General features: G+C 47.8%; 14 protein-coding genes and 2 pseudogenes. 15 read left to right on the top strand and 1 reads right to left on the bottom strand.

Annotation, left to right across the window (positions count from 1 at the left end):
- Positions 1 to 269: 269 nt before the first annotated feature.
- From J3L11_RS17190 to J3L11_RS17125, 13 genes are all read left to right on the top strand, one after another.
- Positions 270 to 4043, top strand: coding sequence for a proton-conducting transporter membrane subunit (locus tag J3L11_RS17190; protein WP_207571764.1), 3774 nt, complete (start codon positions 270 to 272; stop codon positions 4041 to 4043).
- Positions 4044 to 4050: 7 nt separating this feature from the next.
- On the top strand, positions 4051 to 5031 hold the full coding sequence (locus J3L11_RS17185) for a complex I subunit 1 family protein (RefSeq protein ID WP_207571763.1): 981 nt from the start codon (positions 4051 to 4053) through the stop codon (positions 5029 to 5031).
- A gap of 12 nt (positions 5032 to 5043) precedes the next feature.
- A complete protein-coding gene (locus J3L11_RS17180; protein WP_207571762.1) occupies positions 5044 to 5472 on the top strand; it encodes a hypothetical protein in 429 nt (142 codons plus the stop codon).
- A 9-nt stretch (positions 5473 to 5481) separates the two neighbouring features.
- Entirely contained in the window at positions 5482 to 5994 is a 513-nt protein-coding gene (locus J3L11_RS17175) for a 4Fe-4S dicluster domain-containing protein (RefSeq protein WP_207571761.1), read from the top strand.
- Positions 5991 to 6518, top strand: a complete 528-nt coding sequence (locus J3L11_RS17170) for an NADH-quinone oxidoreductase subunit C (protein WP_133040581.1) — start codon at positions 5991 to 5993, stop codon at positions 6516 to 6518. Before J3L11_RS17175 ends, J3L11_RS17170 begins: the two co-directional genes overlap by 4 nt.
- Entirely contained in the window at positions 6518 to 7600 is a 1083-nt protein-coding gene (locus tag J3L11_RS17165; protein WP_207571760.1) for a nickel-dependent hydrogenase large subunit, read from the top strand. Before J3L11_RS17170 ends, J3L11_RS17165 begins: the two co-directional genes overlap by 1 nt.
- Positions 7601 to 7724: 124 nt before the next feature.
- Positions 7725 to 8393: a Crp/Fnr family transcriptional regulator gene (locus J3L11_RS17160; protein ID WP_133040579.1), complete on the top strand. Its 669-nt coding sequence runs from the start codon at positions 7725 to 7727 to the stop codon at positions 8391 to 8393.
- A 794-nt stretch (positions 8394 to 9187) separates the two neighbouring features.
- The gene (gene kdpA, locus J3L11_RS17150; protein WP_207571759.1) at positions 9188 to 10915 is read left to right on the top strand and encodes a potassium-transporting ATPase subunit KdpA; all 1728 of its coding nucleotides are present in this window, start codon (positions 9188 to 9190) and stop codon (positions 10913 to 10915) included.
- Positions 10916 to 10919: 4 nt separating this feature from the next.
- Positions 10920 to 12941 carry a potassium-transporting ATPase subunit KdpB gene (gene kdpB / locus J3L11_RS17145; RefSeq protein ID WP_207571758.1) on the top strand — a complete coding sequence of 674 codons (2022 nt, stop codon included), beginning with the start codon at positions 10920 to 10922 and terminating at the stop codon, positions 12939 to 12941.
- A gap of 36 nt (positions 12942 to 12977) precedes the next feature.
- Positions 12978 to 13571: a potassium-transporting ATPase subunit KdpC gene (kdpC, locus tag J3L11_RS17140; RefSeq protein ID WP_207571757.1), complete on the top strand. Its 594-nt coding sequence runs from the start codon at positions 12978 to 12980 to the stop codon at positions 13569 to 13571.
- Positions 13572 to 13603: 32 nt separating this feature from the next.
- On the top strand, positions 13604 to 14320 hold the full coding sequence (locus J3L11_RS17135; RefSeq protein WP_207571756.1) for a TorF family putative porin: 717 nt from the start codon (positions 13604 to 13606) through the stop codon (positions 14318 to 14320).
- 92 nt (positions 14321 to 14412) lie between these two features.
- On the top strand, positions 14413 to 17097 hold the full coding sequence (locus J3L11_RS17130) for a sensor histidine kinase KdpD (protein ID WP_207571755.1): 2685 nt from the start codon (positions 14413 to 14415) through the stop codon (positions 17095 to 17097).
- A gap of 1 nt (position 17098) precedes the next feature.
- The gene (locus tag J3L11_RS17125) at positions 17099 to 17782 is read left to right on the top strand and encodes a response regulator (protein WP_207571754.1); all 684 of its coding nucleotides are present in this window, start codon (positions 17099 to 17101) and stop codon (positions 17780 to 17782) included.
- 340 nt (positions 17783 to 18122) lie between these two features.
- Here the strand turns inward: J3L11_RS17125 and J3L11_RS17120 are convergent, their stop codons facing one another.
- Positions 18123 to 19583, bottom strand: a complete 1461-nt coding sequence (locus tag J3L11_RS17120) for a TrkH family potassium uptake protein (protein WP_207571753.1) — start codon at positions 19581 to 19583, stop codon at positions 18123 to 18125.
- 380 nt (positions 19584 to 19963) lie between these two features.
- Between J3L11_RS17120 and J3L11_RS19405 the strand changes: the two are divergent.
- Together J3L11_RS19405 and J3L11_RS17115 are read left to right on the top strand one after the other, a co-directional pair.
- Positions 19964 to 20086: pseudogene (locus J3L11_RS19405) on the top strand (IS481 family transposase); the annotation flags it as partial.
- A gap of 212 nt (positions 20087 to 20298) precedes the next feature.
- A pseudogene (locus J3L11_RS17115) lies at positions 20299 to 20548 on the top strand (hypothetical protein); the annotation flags it as partial.

Genomic DNA, 20548 nt, shown 5'->3' with positions numbered 1-20548 from the left:
AAGATTCTTTATAAGAAAATAATTTTAAATCTCGATTAATCTTTTATTGGATTTATATTGATGCTGAGTAATTGAAAATAATATTCAATTACTTTATCTGAAAATAATTTGCTGTGTTGTCACAAAGTTTCTATTTATATGAGATAGAGCAAGTTTGCTGTAAAAACTCACTGGCTAATGTCATTAAGCCGACAGAAGAGTGGCAAGCACTCCTTTAATTTCTCGTTAACAATCACATTGTCTTCCGACATAAATCAACGGGAAATAGCATGTTTGACACATCGACTTTAGCCTGGGCCGGAGCATTATTGTTGCTTCTGGGAGAGCTCTGGGCATTAAGGAATGTTCAGCATCTCAAAAAGGTATTGTTATTCTCGACCATTGCTGAATTGGGATATGCATTACTAGGTTTTGGGCTAGCGAATGAAGCGGCAGAAGCGGGCGCTATTCTCCATTTGTGTTTTCAAATGGTGATGCGTCTGCTGGTGTTCATCTCCGCGTGGTATTTGATTCGCAGTCGCGGTAGCGACAGTCTGCAACAGCTCGCCGGTAGTGGTAAAAGGCAGCCATTGTTAGCGACATTATTTGGTTTTGGCTTGTTCTCGGTGATGGGCTTATCACCATTCAAAGGCGCTTACAGTAAATTCCTTATTCTTTACGCTGCCGTGGAACAAGGCCAATGGACACTGGCATTAATCGGCACCTTCGCCAGTATTATTGCTGCGGTTTACTACCTCATTATTATCCAGCGCGTATGCCTCGAACAGCCCAACGCAGAAGAGAACGTGACGCTCGTTACGCCCCCTAAGGCCGCGATGGTGCGCGGCGTGATTTATGCGTTGACCGCAATGACCATTTTCATGAGTCTGGATCCTGAACCGTTTTTGCATTTCGCACTATCACTGGTCACCGCCAGCACTGAGGTGCAAGTGCCGCAATTCGATTCACCTTGGCACTGGTTAGTACTCGTTCCCTATATCGGCGGTTTCATCCTGTATGGCGTGGGCTACTTCTCAGCGCGTTGGCGCGATGCTTTGGCGTTAGTGATTGCTGGTGTAACACTCGTTATGGCGGCGACGGTGTCTGGCCTAGATGGCATCTCTTACCTGTTTGGGTTGGTGTTTGCCTTGATAGCTTTGGTGGTGGTGATTTATTCACGCGCCTATATCAAGCACGATCCTAATGCTAATCGCTATTACTTTTTCCTGTTCTTGATGACAGGGTCGTTACTAGGTGTCGCCAGCGCTGCCGATTTTGGCAATTTCTATCTGTTCTGGGAGTTGATGACTTGGACCTCCTATTTCCTCGTTATTCATGAACAGACACCCGCCGCACTCAAAGCCGGAAAAAAGTATTTTCTGATGTGTGCCTCCGGCGCTTACATCATGCATTTCGGTATTTTGGTGCTGCATGCCCAATTGGGCAGCTTTGAGATGAGTGTCATCGCCGCGAGCATTCAACAGTTGTCGCCCGCCATCGCCTGGACTGTATTAATCAGTTTCATCATCGGGTTAGGGGTGAAAACAGGGTTGGTGCCGATGCACAGTTGGTTGCCGGATGCTCATCCTGTGGCACCGTCCTCCATCTCCGCGCCTATGTCATCGATTTTGACGAAAGCCGGAGTCTATGGTCTCGCCAAAGTGATGTTCGTTATCTTCGGTGCGGGCAGTTTGGCGAATATGACCAGCGCTGTTGGCGGCTATTCGGCGAGTTTCATTGTGTCGTTGTTGGGCGTTATCACCTTACTTTATGGCGAAATAAAAGCGCTGAACGAAACCAATCTTAAGCGGATGCTTGCCTACTCAACCTTGGCGCAAGTCGGTGAGATCGCCGCGGTATTAGGTGTTGGCACTTATTTGGCGACCATGGGCTCGATGATGCATGTGATGAATCATGCCATCTTTAAAAGTCTGCTGTTTTTAGCGGCTGGCGCCATTATTTATCGAGGCAAAAGTAAAACACTTAGCGATTTAAAAGGCATTGGTCGCAAGATGCCAGTGACCTTTACCTGCTTTGCCATCGGTCTTTTATCCATCATGGGGTTACCGCCATTCAGCGGTTTCTTTAGCAAATTTATGATGGTTTATGCGGTGGTGCAGGCGGGACAGCTGCCATTGGCGATTGCCATTTTGCTGGGCAGCGTGATTGGCGCTGTGTATTACGTACGTATCTTGCGCGTGGTCTTTTTTGAACGTTATACCGGTCCAGAGATCGCCGAAGCCCCAACGCCGATGTTATTAGCGTTGGTGCTATTGGCCGGGTTAGTGGTGCTGGGCGGGGTATTTCCGCAATTGTCTCTCCATTTGGCACAGCCAGTGGCCGAGTTGTTTGCCAGTCGCGGTGGCATCACGCCTATCGCCATACCGCAGATTGTGATGGAATGGTCGCCGGCGAGTTTGCTGGCGGGGATTGGCGCAGTGCTGGTGTATTTCATCGGTAAAGCGAACAGTCGCCGTGCTGGTATTACTGCGGTGATGGTCATGGCGCTGGCGTTAGCCGCGGTGCTGTTTGATGCTGGCCGTTACGATGTGCTGTCATTCTGGTTTGCGCTGCTGATCGCGGCTGTTGGTGTGTTGAATCTGATGTACTCCATCGGTTATATGCAGCATGGTCATGCACAAAACCGCTTTTTCTTTTTCTTTGTCTTGATGATTGGCGGCTTATTAGGAGTTACCGCCAGTCACAACCTATTCAATTTCTTCGCCTTCTGGGAGATCATGAGTAGTTGGACCCTCTACTTTGTGATCATTCACGAGGAGACCGAGGATTCACTCAATGAAGGCTTCAAGTACTTTATGTTCAACTTTGTTGGTGCCAGCTGTCTATTCCTCGGTGTGGTGGTGTTATCGGTAGCGGCGGGTTCCTTCGACTTTGCCCAGATCCAACAGGCAGCCTTGAGCATGCCGTTGCCAACGTTAGCCGCAGGACTCGGATTAGCATTGCTGGGGTTGCTGATGAAGGCGGCACAGCTACCGTTCAAAATTGATTTCCAGATGCATCCACCCACAGCGCCGACACCAGTGAGTGGTTATATCTCGGCGGTATTGTTGAAAAGTGGCCCTTGGGGTGTGCTTAAATTGTTTACCGTGCTCGGTGGCATGGCGGTATTCGGTCGTTTGGATAGCAGTACCGGCATGTCCACCTTGCTCTATGTCAGTGCCATTAGTGCGGCCATCACATTGTTGTATGCCGGTGCAATGGCGTTGATCCAAACGGGGATCAAGCGGCTACTGATCTATAGCACGGTCAGTCAGCTTGCCTATGTGCTGCTGGGGATTTCGCTATCGTCCTCATTGGGTATCGCTGGCGGTTTGATGCACTTCGTTAATCACATGATGTTGAAGAATATTCTGTTTTTAGCGGCAGGCTGCATCTTAGCTCAGCTGCATGTTGAGAGCTTGGACAAATTAGGTGGCTTAGGTCGCAAGATGCCTTACACCTTTGGCTTGTTCCTGTTCGCCGGGTTATCGCTGTCTGGGATCCCACCACTCAATGGCTTTGCTTCCAAGTGGTTGATCTACCAAGCGGCGTTTCAATCCGGACATTACCTACTGGGCATGAGTGCGCTGATTTCTAGCCTGTTTACCTTAGCGGCGGTGCTGAAATTCGCCCACGTGGCATTTATGGGGCAACCCACCGCCGCCACGGAACATGTCAAAGAGGCGCCACTGTCGATGCTACTGCCGATGTTCGTGCTGGCCTTTGCCAGTGTGTTGGTCGGGATATTCCCCGGGCTGCTACTGGTACCGATAGCCAACATTATTGCCGTGAGCGGCCTTGGCAGCATCGACGTGAGCTGGCTGGGTGGCCTGCCGAGCAGCGGTGGTTGGCATCCATTGACACTAACACTGATGTTGTCGCTGCTGAGTCTTTGCGGTTGGTGGTTCTATCGGCTCAGTAATCCTAAGCAAGTGGATATCCATGTGCACAGCTGCGGCGTGACCGATCTGAGCAGTGATGAGCGCCATGTCAAAGCCTCTGGTCTGTATGAAGCTCCAGAGAAACTGATCCGCACTGTGTTGTTCCAGAAGAAACCGGCTTAAGGACACGATGATGACTGATGTATCAACTGCGTTAGATCTGCATGCTGTATTGGCACCGTTAAGCTTGTTTCCGCTGGCCGCCGCCATGTTGTTATTGGGTTTGCTGCTTAAAGGGGCTGATCGCATATTTGTGGCGCGGCTACAACGACGGGTCGGACCGCCACTGCTGCAGCCCTTTTTTGACATTGTGAAATTGATGTCGAAACAGAGCATGATCCCCCATGGCGCGCCTAAAACCCTGTATTTAGCCTTGCCGTTAGTGGGTGCCTGCAGCATGTTGCTGGCGGTGGCCTTGCTGCCTATCGTCGGCTGTTATACCCCGTCAGCACAGCTAGGGGATTTGATCGTGCTGCTGTATCTGCTCACGGTGCCCGCAGTGGTGATTATGTTGGCGGGTTCTGCGTCAGGTTCGACACTGGGCGCCATCGGATTTTCCCGCGAGATGGCGCTTATGCTTGCCTATGAAGGGCCGTTACTGCTAGTGCTGGTCGGTGTGGCAATGAAAACCGGCTTGGCGCAAGGACAACTGATCAGCTTTTCATTGATGGACATTGTGCACTATCAGCAGGCACATGGCGCCTTCCTGTTTGATCCCTGGATGTGGCCGTTAGTGCTCACCTATCTCAGTGTGATCCCTGCCAACTTGGGTATTTCACCGTTTGATATTCCTGAAGCTGAGTCCGAAGTGCTAGAAGGCCCGTTGTGTGAGTACTCAGGGCCAGCATTGGCGCTATTCAAAATCATGTCGACCATGAAAACCATGGTGGTGTTAACACTAGGCATAGTGCTGTTTATGCCGGGCGATCTTACCGGTGTGTTGGCGCTGCTCAGTTATCTGCTCAAATGTAGCGTATTTTTCCTGCTCGCCAAAAGTCTGTTACGCGCCGCCATTGGCCGCATGCGTATTGATCAGGCTTTTCTGTTCTATTTCAAATGGCCAGAAGCACTCGGCGTACTGGGGTTATTACTGGTTATTTTCAAAGGCTAAAGAGGACTAACAATGAGTCTGTTATCCAAAATCGCTGTGCGTTCTCCGTGGCTGTACCGCATCAATGCGGGTTCTTGCAATGGCTGCGATGTTGAGTTGGCGACCACCGCCCTGATCCCACGCTATGACGTGGAACGCTTGGGCTGTCAGTACTGCGGCACACCAAAACATGCGGACATTGTGTTAATTACCGGGCCGTTAACCGCGCGTGTAAAAGAGAAAGTGTTGCAGGTGTATCAGGAGATCCCGGAACCGAAAATCACGGTTGCCGTTGGCATTTGCCCTATCTCTGGCGGTGTATTCCGCGACAGCTATGCCATCGAAGGGCCAATTGATAAGTACATGAAAGTTGATGTGAATATTCCCGGCTGTCCACCTAGACCGCAGGCGATTATTGAGGGCATTGCCTTGGCAATAGAAATCTGGAAGCAACGCCTGTAGGGGAAAAATATGAAGATGTTGCGCGTTTTATTGAAAAACTTGCAAAAAGGGCCAGCGACGGATCCCTTTCCCTTTGGTGACACATTTACACCTAAGGGATTAAGAGCACGGGTGCGCTTTGATCCAACTGCGTGCAGTGGTTGCCGCATGTGTGAACACGTCTGTGCCGCGGGCGCTATTCGCTTCACTGAATCGGCAAAAGGCCTTGAGTTTACCCTGTGGCATAACAGCTGCACATTTTGCGGCATGTGCGAACACTACTGCGTTCCGCAAGCGATTCACTTGACCGAAGACTGGCATCTGGCACACCGCCAACAAGATAAATACACCATGACCGAAATCGGCACGGTGGCGATGATCGAATGTTGTGAGTGCCATAAACGCATGTTACCCACCAGTCGTCAATTAACGGCCATTGCTTACCGTGGTAGCAACCAAATGATCGAACGTATGAGCCAGATGTGCCCAGACTGCCGACGTCAGTTGTCGGCGAAATTGTTGAGCAAAGGAACATCACTATGACCGATATCATCCAGCAAATTGACAGCCTATTAAAAGCACAATTGCAGGGCGATTATTGCCTCAAGCATCATCGCAATAATAAGGGTGTGCTGGCGCTGTGGTGCACCCTGCAGCAGAGCCGAGATATTTTACCCGTAGCACAAATGGTGAAAGCCTTGCACGGACGTCTAAGCACCATTACCGCGTATCAGCAAAAATCCTCTCAGCCCACTGACGATCATGAAGTGGCGTACCATTTTGATATTGATGGCACCACCTTAACCGCCACCATACAGCTGCGTGGGCAAGTAAAAGAGATCGATTCACTGACGCCAATATTTCGCAATGCAGATTGGCACGAACGTGAATTTATGGAGCTCTACGACATTACCGTTATCGGCCATCCCAACCCAAGAAGGTTATTTATTGATGAGTCGATCGATCCCGCTGTGCTGCAACGCTTTGTTCCCTATTCAGCAATGGTGAATGCCGCCAGTACCAAAACCCTATGGGAACACATCATGGACAAGAGGGAGGAAGCATAATGACAACCTTTAAAGTGCCGGTAGGTCCTTTGCATGTGGCATTGGAAGAACCCATGTATTTTAAAGTAGAAGTCGATGGCGAAACGATTGTTGGCCTCGACATTACCGCCGGGCATGTACATCGCGGCTTGGAATATCTGGCAATGAAACGCAACTTCTACCAGAACATTACCCTCACTGAACGTCTCTGTTCGCTTTGCTCAAATAGTCATCCCACCACATTTTGTATGGCGCTTGAGGACATCGCAGGCATTGAAGTACCTGAGCGCGGCCAATATTTGCGTGTCATCGCCGACGAAGTGAAACGGGTGGCATCCAACCTCTTCAACGTCGGCATTATGGCGCACATTATCGGGTTTGATTCGCTGTTTATGCATGTGCTGGAAACCCGCGAAATCATGCAAGATGTAAAAGAAACCATCTATGGCAATCGTATGGATTTGGGCGCGAACTGCATCGGTGGCGTTAAGTACAACGTCGACGCTGAACAGGTCAAGTACCTGCTGGGTGAGATAAAACGTATCAGAGAACCTGTAAAGGAAATTAAAGCGATCTATAACAGCAATAGCCTTGTTACCATGCGTACCAAAGGAGTTGGAGTGTTGTCCAACGCCGCCGCATTAGATTACGGCCTGATAGGGCCTGTCGCTAGAGCGTCTGGCATCCGATATGATGTGCGAGAGAAAGCACCCTATGCCATCTACAGTCAATTGGATTTCGCCACCCAAACACGCACCGATGGTGATGTCTGGTCGCGGGCAATGGTACGCTTAGACGAAGTGGAAGTGGCACTGGCACTGCTTGAACAGTGTTTGCAGCGGCTACCCGATGGCCCAACCGCCATTACTGGCATGCCCGTCATCCCCGCAGGCGAAGCGATAGCGAAGTCGGAAGCGCCGCGCGGCGAGCTCATTTACTATCTGAAAACTGATGGCAGCGATAAACCACAACGGTTGAAATGGCGGGTTCCTAGCTACCCTAATTGGGACGCGTTACACATCATGATGCAAAGGCAAAAAGTGTCGGACGTACCACTCATTGTTAACAGCATTGATCCTTGTATCTCTTGCACCGAGCGTTAATGTTACACGACAAGTTGGTTGGCAAGGTTATGATGTGATGAAGTGTCACTGGCTCATGTAGCGCTTAACGCCGCTTTGTCCTTCATACCGCGCTTTCTAGAAAACATATCGTGGGAGATATGACATGCAATCAAAGATGCGAATGTCCAGTATCAACATGATTGAAAAGCTTAAAGACCCAAAGTATGAGGGTTTTTTAAATGACTTTCGTTGTAAACAATATGCCAAAGGGCAGTTGGTGAGTATTCCCGGCACCACTTGTAACGATGTTTTCATCGTGCTCTCTGGTCGAATGAGAGTGTATTTATCTTATGAAGACCGAGAATTCACACTGTGCTTTTTAGAGCCTGGAGATATTTTCAGCACTCACACGCGAGCCTTTCTCGGCGCCACCAAAGAATCAACGTTGATGCTGTTGTCAGCAAAGCATTTTAGAGAAAAGGTTATTGAATTCCCCGAAGTCGCTATGATTATGACCGGGATTTTAGGTGAAGTATTAGGGAGCACTTTAGATATTGTCGAAGGCTTGATATTTCATGATGCACGGCACCGAATGCTGGAATTCATATTGTCTTGGGGTGAAAACTCCGGCATATGGAGCGAACGTGGATTAGGATTTAAATGCGATTTAAGCATAGAAGACATTTCATTGTTAATCGGCACAACGCGCCAAACCGCGTCTTCACTGCTGAATAACTTTATAAGAAATGGCTATTTGATAAAAGATGGTCGTAAGGGATTTATCATCAGCCGTTATGAAGATATGAAAGACTTATTTGCAAAGTCATTTTGAATTGTTGTTAAAACCATAAGCTGACATGGTAATCATCCCGAAAACGAAGATTTCGGTAGTTGAATGCATTTTTTATCACTCTTACAAATACCGTGTCTTAAGATATATGCGATGATGGCATCTCAGTAATCTACTAAGAAAGAAACACACATAGCCTCCTAGCAGCTTATCGGCCAATGCTTGTTTTTTCGTCAATGTTCATGACGAAGTTTAAGGGAGGCTTTGATGTGATGGACGCACCTCCTATCTAGCGTCGCTGTATCAAACTTTAGGTACAGTCAGAGCAGGAGTAATGAACATGTCTATCAAGGTCGTTCAATTTTTCAGAAACAATGGATTTCCTGTGGCATTTGACGATCAATTTCAGGCTATAACAGGTACAGGATAATTGCCCGATGCCATTGGCGTTAGAAATGGCGTTAGCGTAATTATTGAGGTTAACGTTTCCCGTGCTGACTTCTATGCTGACGACCTTCAGACATTTAAATAAAGAAGGATAACCGTCACGGCTGTGTATATTTCGGCATGCACAGAACGCAGAATTCCCTATCTAGCACCTCTCGAAAATGAAAACGATCTTAAGCGTTCACTTGAGCGTTAGAAAAATATACAAAAAATTTACACATATTATCTGATTGAATCTAGAGATTTTACCCTGCCTTTTCTTATCGTGAACCCACCGTCAAAACGTGGAGTTCTTTCTTATGACTATTCTGCTGCTATTGGTGTCGCTAGCACTGATCATCTACCTCGGAGCGGTAATGCTCTGCCCCGATGCATTTTAAGGTGAGGTTATGTTAGAGATTACATTGATCTTTATGTTGGCACTAGGCTTAGCATGGCCCCTAGGGCGATATATGGCAGGGGTCTTTTCTGGCCGGCCCCATATCAGTGACCGAGTATTTAGCCCTGTTGAAGGCGTTATCTACTGGCTGATCGGGGCTAATTCCACTCAAGGTATGACCTGGAAAGGCTATGCCTGGGCGTTTCTCTTTAGCAATGTGCTGCTGGGAATCGCTGCCTATCTGATTCTTCAGTTCCAGCACGTGCTGCCCATGAATCCGGACAATATTGGTCCGCTGTCCTGGGACCTAGCATTGCATACGGCTGTGTCCTTCCTTACCAATACCAATCAACAGCACTATTCAGGGCAGGCGCAATTAAGCTACCTGTCACAGGGATTTCTGATTGTAACTTTACAAGTGGTAACGCCGACCACCGCCCTAGCTGTTTGTGTGGCCATTTTGCGGGGCATGATGGGAGGCAAAAACAAAGAATCCGCCAAAGAAGGTGAGCTGCGGGATCTGGGCAATTATTACGTAGATCTAGTGCGCGGTATTGTACGCATCATGCTACCAGCCGCTCTGGCGGTCTCTTTACTGTTGACCTGGCAGGGCGTGCCTAGCACCTATGAAGGTGCACAGGTGAGCCAGACTCTTGACCCTGCAGTGAAAATGCACCAACAAACTATTCCGGTAGGTCCTGTCGCTCCAATGGTAGCCATTAAGCAATTGGGTACCAACGGTGGTGGCTGGTACGGTCCTAACAGTAGCAATCCACTGGAAAATCCTACCCCTGTTAGCAATGCCATCGAAACGGTCTCCATCGTGTTGTTTCCCATGAGCTGCGTGTTTATGGCTGGTTTCCTGCTGGGCCGACGTCGCTTTGCGGTGATGTCGCTGGCAGTGATGGGGGTAATGAGCATCGCCTTTATCGGTGCGACTGTTTACAGCGAATTGCAACCGAACGCCGCGTTTGTGGGCCTCAGCGCAACCGGGCCGAACATGGAGGGTAAGGAGGTCCGCTTCGGTCCGGAGCTATCGGCGCTCTGGGGCACATTGACCACCCAGACCTCGAACGGCTCAGTCAATGCCATGCATGATTCGTTCAATCCCATCGGCGGCTTAATGACGCGGGCAGGAATGCTGATCAACGCGATTTGGGGCGGTGTTGGCTGCGGTTTTGTCAACTTTCTAGTGTATGTCTGGATCACGGTGTTCCTGTCCGGTCTGATGATCGGTCGCACGCCGGAGATCTTCGGTCGTAAGATCGAAACCCGAGAAATCACTGTGTTGGGCAGCCTGATTGTTCTGCCTACGCTGGTGATCTTGGCCCTTACGGCTATCACAGTGGGTGTGCCAGGACTTGCCCAAAACAGTAATCCTGGTTTCCATGGTATTTCCCAAGTGTTTTATGAGTACACATCTGCATTTGCCAACAATGGTTCCGGCTTTGAGGGCCTGGGCGACGATACGATTTGGTGGAACTTGACCTGTGTATTCGCGCTGATTCTCGGCCGCTACCTACCGTTGGTATTACCGTTGATGATAGCTGGCTGGCTTTCCAGCAAGCGAGTGGCACCAGAATCGAACAGCACCTTGCGCTTGGAGAGCATAACTTTTGGCGTGACCCTAGTAGCTGTCATCCTGATCCTCAATTTCCTCTCATTTTTGCCGTCGGCGGTTCTGGGGCCTATTGGTGAAGGTCTCGAGCTATCCACCGCGATTGCTAGTCGGGAGTAATCTCATGACAAAACTACCCCTGAACCTTTTAGAAAAACAGATCATGGGCACGGCGGCCAAGCTGGCCTTTAAAAAGCTGAATCCACAAACCGCTGCCAGCAACCCGGTGATGTTCGTGGTCCTAATCGGAACATTCATTACCGCCTTTTTTACCTTGCAGCACTTGTTTGCCGGACGATCCTTCGGGTTTGAACTGACGACCACTCTATTGTTGTTATTCACAGTGTGGTTCGCCAATTTTGCCGAATCTGTCGCGGAGGCACGGGGCCGTGGTCAGGCGGCCAGCCTGCGCTCGGCCAAGCGGGCACTAAAAGCCCACCGTTTGATTAAAGACTGCGACGAAGAGGTTGACGCCGATCAGTTGCGTAAGGGCGATAGGATCCGCGTCAGTCAGGGTGAGCACATTCCCGCCGATGGCGAAATTGTCAAAGGTGTTGCTACTATCAATGAATCGGCCGTGACCGGAGAGTCGGCGGCGGTTCTGCGGGAAGCAGGAGGTGATCGCTGCGGCGTGATTGGCGGCACTAAACTGCTGACGGGCGAAATTGAATTCGTGGTGACCGCCGACCCTGGTCACAGTTTCCTGGATCGTATGATTGGCCTAGTGGAAGGTGCCAAACGTCAGAAAACTCCTAATGAAACAGCCCTGACCGTCCTGCTCGCAGCCTTGACCATGGTCTTTATCCTGGTGGTCATTACCTTGCCTCCCATGGCTAGTTTTATGGGAGCAGGTCTGGATTACACTATGTTGATTGCGCTGCTGGTATGCCTCATCCCCACCACCATCGGCGGCCTGTTGCCCGCTATCGGGATCGCTGGGATGAACCGGGCGCTGGCGGCCAATGTGGTGGCCAAGTCCGGCAAGGCTGTGGAAGTGGCAGGGGACATTGATACTCTGCTGCTCGATAAAACCGGCACCATCACCTTTGGCGACCGACAGGCGACACGTTTTCTCCCTGTTGGGAATACCATCGTGGAAGATCTTGTTTCTGCCGCCGTACTCACCTCCTATGAAGACCCAACTCCTGAAGGAAAATCCGTATTAGCATTGGCGGACAGCGGGGGCTATAAAGTACCTGAGCGCCCCTCCAACGCTGACTATATTCCCTTTTCAGCAGAAACCCGATTGTCCGGTATTAGTCTCGCCGACGGCACAATCTATGTCAAAGGAGCCAGCGACACAATTCAGGCGTGGGCTGAAGCACACCATATTCGTGTTCCCAATAGTCTGAGCGCGCTGGTTAAGGACGTGGCCCGAAACGGTGGCACCCCATTAGTAGTGGCGAGCAGCAATCAGATTCTCGGGGTGATTGCCTTAACTGATGTAATCAAACCTGGGGTCGCGGAACGCTTTGCCCGCTTACGAGCGCTCGGAGTACGCACTGTCATGGTCACAGGCGACAACCCGATCACTGCGGGAGTTATTGCAGCAGAAGCTGGCGTGGATGACTTTATTGCCGAGGCTAAACCAGAGGATAAGCTTGCTCTCATTCGGAAAGAACAAGCCGGAGGACGCTTGGTGGCCATGGTGGGTGACGGCACCAATGATGCCCCAGCACTGGCACAAGCGGACGTCGGGCTGGCGATGAATTCCGGCACCCAAGCAGCGAGGGAAGCGGGCAATATGGTGGATCTGGATTCCGATCCGGCCAAGTTGCTGGCAATGGTGGAAGTAGGCAAGCAATTGCTTATCACTCGAGGGGCTCTGACGACCTTTTCTCTGGCCAATGATGTTGCCAAATACTTCGCCATCATACCCGCCGTATTTGCTGGCGCACTTCCGGCCATTGCCGCGCTGGACTTTATGGGGCTTCACAGCCCGGTAAGCGCGGTACTGTCAGCCTTGATCTTTAATGCCTTGATCATTCCCGCCCTGATCCCACTGGCCTTGCGTGGTGTAAAACTGCGCCCCATGAAGGCAGAACAACTGCTGCGCAATAACATGCTCGTCTACGGGCTGGGGGGCGTCATTTTACCTTTTGTCGCGATCAAGGGGATTGACTTGCTGCTAAGTGTCGTCGTGTAACCCTGTTTTAATTGCCATTGATTGGAGGAAAATTCCATGGCTAATGATTATTTCCGTACCCCATCAATACCGAGCCAACTGTTGACAGCGCTGCGTGCCACGGTGGTTTTTCTAGTGCTCTGTGGCCTGATTTACACTAGTGTTGCCACCTTTTTAGGTGGGCTTCTGTTCCCCCACCAAGCCACCGGTAGTCTGATTGAACGCAACGGGCAGACTATCGGCTCCAGCTTGGTCGGCCAACCCTTTGAGAGTACCCAATATTTTTATGGTCGCCCCAGCTCCGCCGACTACGATCCTACCGCCACGGCTGGTAGCAATATGGCGCCCAGCAACCCCGAACTAAGAGAACGGGTGCGTCGTGACAGTGAATGGATTCAGGCTAAGGATGGTGTCAATGCGAATGCCGTTCCGGTGGATCTGGTGGCCGCTTCCGGCGCTGGTCTGGACCCGCATATCTCCCCGGAGGCAGCCGAGCTTCAGGCTCCCAGAGTCGCAGCGGCCCGAGGCATACCGGTGGCAACTGTTCGTGCGGTGATTAAACAACACACCCAAGGGCCGCAATGGGGGCTGTTTGGCCAGCCACGTGTCAATGTGCTGGAACTGAATCTGGCGCTGGATGCGCAGCAATAAATCAAATAGATGCTGACAAGAGAGCTTTTTCGATGAACTTGTTCAACAGGCATAAAATTCGTACTTACATTGCTATCGCTGTCACTCTGGATTGTGGGTCCACACTGGCTGACGTCAGTGGCAACGTGGCGTTAACCAGTGACTATGTGTTTCGGGGCTTCAGCCAGACTGAAGGAGATCCAGCCATTCAGGGCGGATTCGATGTTGCTTATGACAACGGATTATATGCTGGTGTCTGGGCGTCCAATGTGGAAAGTGATCCGTCGGCCCCGGTTAATTACAACGGTGCGAACATGGAAACAGACATTTATGGGGGCTGGGCGGGCAATTTTGACGCCCTGTCCCTTGAAATAGGCTACTTGCGCTACCAATATCCGGGCACCAAGGCCAATGTGAATAATACCGATGAATTCCATCTAGGTGCTGGCTACGAGACCAGTGTGGTTTCCACTACCCTGAACCTGCACTACAGCCCCGATTACTTTGGCGCGGACAAGGCATTTTACTGGGATCTTGGTATCGACGTACCACTGCCAAAAAATATCATATTCACCGCACATTATGGCTTAACAGACTATCAGGATAATAGCCTCGGTGATGATTATGTGGACTGGTGCATCAGCTTTAGCACCGAATGGAACAAGTTGAGATTTGTTCTCTCCTACATCAATACAGCTGGTATCACTGATACTTGTGACAATAACGTTTGCGCAGAACGCTTTGTATTATCAGTTTCTCGCAGTCTCTAAGTGAGGTGCGACACTCGGTATTCGGACGGTAGAATCTCCTGTAATATCGTTGATAATCGCGTCGGTCATACCAAAAGCGGAAACAGTGACAAATGAATAAGCAAACAAATCAAGCTGAAGCTTTGTTGCGACGCATCAAGGATCAGAAGTGTGGGCGGCTTACTGTTTTTCTTGGCGCCGCGCCAGGAGTTGGTAAAACTTACGCCATGCTTAACGCTGCCAAAGAACGCTTGCTTGAAGGTGTCGAAACGGTTGTTGGACTAGTTGAAACTCATGGAAGAAACGCTACGGAAGCCATGCTGGATAAGATGGAGATACTGCCCAGAACCGTTGTCAATTACCATGATATGATTCTGAAAGAGTTCGATCTAGACGGTGCACTAGCGCGGCACCCTAAGCTAATACTGGTGGATGAACTAGCGCACACCAATGTTCCTGGTAGCCGTCATAAACGCCGATATCAGGATATAATTGAGCTGCTCGATGCAGGTATTGACGTCTATACTACAGTTAATATCCAACACCTAACTAGTTTAAATGACTTGGTTTTACAAATTACCGGGGTTCATGTACACGAGACTGTGCCGGATGATTTTGTGGATAACGCACATGAAATCCTTTTCATTGATCTCCCTCCGGCTGCTCTAATTGAACGTCTTCAACAGGGTAAAGTATATCTTCCGGAGTATGCTCGTTCAGCGCTAGATTCATTCTTTTCTATAACTAACCTCACAGCATTGCGGGAACTAGCCATGCGCGAGGTGATGGAACGCGTAGATGCACGACTAACCTCAGAGTTGCATGCAGATGCCAAAGGTAGAGCCTTCACAATTCAAGAGAAACTTTTGGTGCTAATTAGTCAAAATAGCGATCATGAGTATCTGATCCGCATCGCTCGCCAAATTGCAGATCGACGCCGAATTCCCTGGAGTGTGGTGTGGGTCGATACCGGGCGAGTGGCCAGCAATCAGGCATCATTGAGGTTACAATCCGCATTTTCTTTAGCACATGAATTGGGTGCAGAAACTGAAACGTTACACGGGTCAAACACCTACCATACTATTTTACCGTTCATCCAAGAGCATCGAATTAACACCGTTCTGGTAGGAGCCGGAACTAGACGTTATTTACGTTTCTGGCGGAAACGCTTGTATCAACGGTTGATTGAATCAGGTTTACCTCTAGAAGTCTGTGTAATTCCTTTACCCATAAACAGCCGTATCCATAATCTTGTCGATGTTGAGCCTATTAGGTTTTCCTTTTGGGGAAACTGGAAATCGCAGATGTTTGCATTATTGGCTGTGATGATTGCAACAATGATTGCAATACCTCTAGAATTGGTTGTCGTCAATACGACATTGGTGCTTGTATATGTACTAGCTGTTGTAATTGTTGCACTTCAACATGGCTGGAAGTCAGCAATTATAGCTTCAGTTTTTGCGTTTTTGAGTTTTAACTTTTTTCTTACGGAACCACGTTATACCTTTCATGTAACACGTCATGATGAACTCGCTACCTTATTTTTTTTACTGGTAATTGCTCTGGCATGTGGACCAGCCGCCTCACGGATCCGGCGACAGTTTATTTTGTTACACGATGCTAACCGCTACTCTGAGTCGATGCGACTACTGGGGCAAGAACTGTCAATCGCCGAAGATCCAGAAGATATCTGGAAAGCAGTACATAAAGTTATCTCAGAATCGATGCCAGTGGATTGCGTGATAGTGCCTACCAATCGTGAATTCAAGTCTTGGCCTAGCCATGCCAATCCATTCAATCGGGTAGATCTCGCGGCTATGGACTGGTCTTGTCGGAACCACAAACGAGCGGGACGCTTTAGTGACACACTAACTGCTTCCGCATGGACTTTTTTCCCAATCAGTAAAGATGAGCGCAGTATTGCTTGTGCTGCAATAAAATTTCCGCTATCGGCTTCAATGCTTCCTCCTGGAGATAAGGCATTGATTACTTCAATTCTTAGCCAAGGTGCTGATACTTGGCGAAGAACGCAATTGGTCAGAGAATTGGAAGCTGCCCGCGTGAAAACCGAAGTGGAACAATTGCGGTCAGCATTACTATCTTCCGTATCTCATGATCTTAAGTCACCTCTTGCTGCAATGATGGGGGCAGCTGAAAGTCTACAACTACTCGACCAGCAACTGGATCGTCAAGATAGGCAAGAGTTAATGGAGACTATTTTGCAGGAGAGTCATCGCTTAGACAGCTATATTCAGAATCTATTGGATATGACTCGACTGGGGTACGGCACACTCAAGATTGAGCGAGATTGGGTGTCAATTGCTGACATTGTGGGTAGTGCGTTGAACCGATTGAAACGTTATCATCCTAGTGTTAAAGCAGTAACTCATTTCCCAGATTCTTCGCCTGTATTATATGTGCATGCGGCATTAATTGAGCAGGCTCTCTTCAACATTATGGAGAATGCAGCGCGGTATACCCCTATCAACGAAAAGATAGATGTGACCATTGAGAATATTGATAAACACTGCACTATTATCATTGAAGACCAAGGACCGGGGATCCCAGAAAATCTTCGAGAAAAAATCTTTGATATGTTTTTCGTTATTGCTGACGGAGATAAGAAGAAACATAACACGGGTATGGGATTGGCTATCTGTCGAGGAATGATTGGTGCACATGGTGGTAGTGTTAAGGCATTGGAGGGGGCCAATCACAAAGGTACTCGTTTTTGTGTGGAGCTACCGATAGATACTCTCCCCACAATGTCTTCTGCTAACGAGGAATTAAACACCTAATATGAAAATTGTCATTGTAGATGATGAATCACCTATCCGACGCATGTTACGTATAGCCTTAAAAAGTGAAGGATATGATGTAATAGAGGCAGAAAATGGAGAGGCAGGCCTAGCAGCCATTGCCCGTCAGCAACCGGAACTTGTCATTCTGGATTTGGGACTACCTGATATGGACGGTCACGCAGTGCTAAATGAATTAAGGACCTGGTCCAAGGTTCCGGTCATCGTGCTATCAGTACGTAGTGCTGATAAAGAGAAAGTTTTAGCCTTAGACGCCGGAGCCCAAGATTACGTTACAAAGCCCTTCAGCATCGAAGAATTTCTCGCGAGAGTGAGAGCCAATGTCCGCGATCATATCAAGACGGGATCTCCAGCGATATTAGATGATGGGCATCTGCATATTGATCTTGGAAAACGTTGGGTCACTCTGGCAGGTGAAAAAATAGATCTAACACCTAAAGAATATGCTGTGTTGGCTAAACTTGCACTGTCACCCAACTGCGTTATTACTCAAACCCAATTACTGAATGAAATATGGGGGCCACAGCATCGAGAAGACAGCCATTATCTCAGGATTGTGGTGAGCCATTTGCGTCAGAAATTAGGAGATTCACCAGCAGAACCTTTTTACATTCGCACAGAAGCTGGTGTGGGATATCGATTGCAACTTCAGACAGACGATTGAACTAAATAACTTCCTAAGTTTACTACACATCCATGTTTAATAATGTTGTGTGTGCAGGTTCCACAGCTCTTTGCTGCTAACCAGCTATTTTTCAGAATATGGAAAGATTCTTGGCAAGGTGTGGCGATTCAGTGATTCACAATTTGTAGTTATTTAGTACATTCCAATAATGGGCTATCGCCGTTAGAGTATGAATGTCAGTATTTTAATGAGGCTAAAAGTCGTCTAGTGAAGTAGGGCGATTCAGTTAAAATACGGTGAAAATTATCCCATTAATATTCAATTTTCCACATAAATGAAAGAGTAATGTGTGGGCGAATAACTCCTTTTACCCTCACATCTAATAACGCCAAAATGAGCGTGAAAAAACAACTAATATTGGAAATATCTCCAGACGTCCAAACAACATTGCCATACACATGAGCCATTTTGCAGGATCTTTCAGTGTGCCAAATCCTGATGCAGTATCACCATAACCGACTCCCATATTGTTGATACACGCAGCGACAGTACCAAACGCCGTTGTAAAATCATGTCCAATTACCATTAATCCCCACACAAACAAACAAGCAAAAAAAATGTAAAAGAAAAACAAACTCCATACCGATTGCATCACTCTGTCAGAAACTGATTGTCCCGAAACTTTTGTCAGAAATATTCCATTTGGGTGAATGAGCTGATTAACTTCACGATTACCTTGACGATAGAGTAATAGAAATCTCATCGCTTTGATGCCACCACATGTCGAACCAACACAACCGCCAAAATAACTTGCTCCGAGTAATAATAATACAATATGTGCTGGCCATGAAGGATAATCTCCGGCTCCCAAACCATTATCTGTCATAATAGAGGCCGCCTGAAAAAATCCGTGCACAAGGGCACCATAAGCTGAGAATGTATCAGTTCTATACAATTCTATGCATGTCCCACTTATAACCAGAGATAGCGCAAGAAAGAAAAAGCGAAATTCAGAATTTGAAAAAATAGCATTAATATTACGCTGGCTGATAGCAATATAATATAAAGTGAAGTTGACAGCCGCAAGAATAGAATACACACCACCAACTAATTCAATGGCGGGGTTATTATAAAAGCCCAAACTGTTTCCGTGAGTAGAGAATCCACCTAAAGAGACGGTCGATAAGCTATGGCATAAGGCGTCAAACCAATTCATACCTGCCAAATAATATGAGACACAGCAACATAACGCTAATCCCGAATAGATCACCCAAAGATTTCTTGCTGTATCTGCAAGACGTGGTGTCAGTTTTTCTTCCTTCATAGGGCCGGGCATTTCAGACTGATATAGTTTGGCTCCTCCAATACCCAGAAAAGGCATCACTGCAACCGCTAGAACAATAATACCTAATCCCCCAAGGAAATTTAATTGGGCACGGTAATACAGGATAGACTTAGGTAGGTTATCAATATTATCTAATACGGAAGCGCCTGTAGTGGTAATACCAGAAATGCCTTCAAATAAGGCATCGGTAAACGACATTTCAAGTCGACTATCGATATAAAATGGCATAGTGCTGATGGCAGAGAATATCACCCAGAATAAAACCACGACTATAAACCCATCACGAGCCTGCAAGGTTTTATCACTCTGGCTTGTTGCTTTCCAGCCAGCAGCACCTATAGAAAACGATAAGAAAAATGTGAATAAGAACGGAATATAGGAGCTTTCCTGATAAATAAATCCGATCAAGAAAGGAACAATCATCGAAAGACTGTAAAGTAATATTAAAAAGCTACACAAATGTAAGATTGTAATAAATCTTGAATTTTTTTGCATTTGCCAATTTAAACTACTATCCCCATATAGGGGATGGTATGAGTGTTAAGCATAAAGTATCTAGGTATGTTTTCTCCTTAGGCGTAAAAAAATCGTAAAAAATGACAGAATCGTCTATATACAAAACTCTGTACACCAGCCGTGACTGGGTGAATTTCTGAGTGTTCATGGGTTGGAAGGTACATGAGACGCCGAGGGCTTTACAGTGCTTAGGACGGTAAACACCTTAATTTACTAGCATCAAAAAATGGATCAGAGTTTATCAGTCATAAATTTATGGGAGGGCGAAACCGGCGTGGATCAGTCTTGATTACATTCAACAGGGGTATGCCTCAGCGAAATACTTACACCGAGTGATACAACAGAACAATTAGGTATAGCTGGGTGAGCAAACGCCTTATTCTGAAGAGGTTCAGGAGCTTTATGAGCCAGCAAAAGAACCCCTTCAAGAACAAAACTACAGGCTTGAATTAGAGCTGAGAAGATTGAAACGATCCCTATGAATCACACAGTAAATTGAAGCGTAGTGTTCAGCTAGTACAACCTTTCTTTTCTAGTGCTAATTGAAGAGTATTTTGCCATAAAAATAGTCTTGTTTGAGTAATAATTGCTTGATGCATTTTATTGTGAGGTGGGTATTATTTAGACTATTTATGTTGAAAATATGCTCAAATACGATAGGTTATACCAATTGTTCGTTATTTAGGCGATATGAGTGTCTTTTCTATTTTCACCAGAGCAACTGGCGTTTTTTGACGAAACGTTAGAGAGTTATCTTCTGCGGGTCACGGAATGTAACAGCTTCGCTTCTTATCGCCAGTTGAGTCTTGCTATTCGTGATGAACTGTATGCTCAAGACTATCAAGCTCACGGTGCATTTCCGCTTGAGTTGTCTCAACTCAATGTGATTTATGCGCAAACGAGCAGTCACTTCCGTATTAGAGCATTGGCTCTGGTTGCATCAC

Origin of the sequence: Shewanella sp. 4t3-1-2LB (assembly GCF_017368415.1) — a bacterium.
In the GTDB taxonomy this organism is placed as follows: domain Bacteria; phylum Pseudomonadota; class Gammaproteobacteria; order Enterobacterales; family Shewanellaceae; genus Shewanella; species Shewanella fodinae.
The sequence above is the reverse complement of the archived record's forward strand: the minus strand, read 5'-3'. Positions and strand labels throughout refer to the sequence as shown.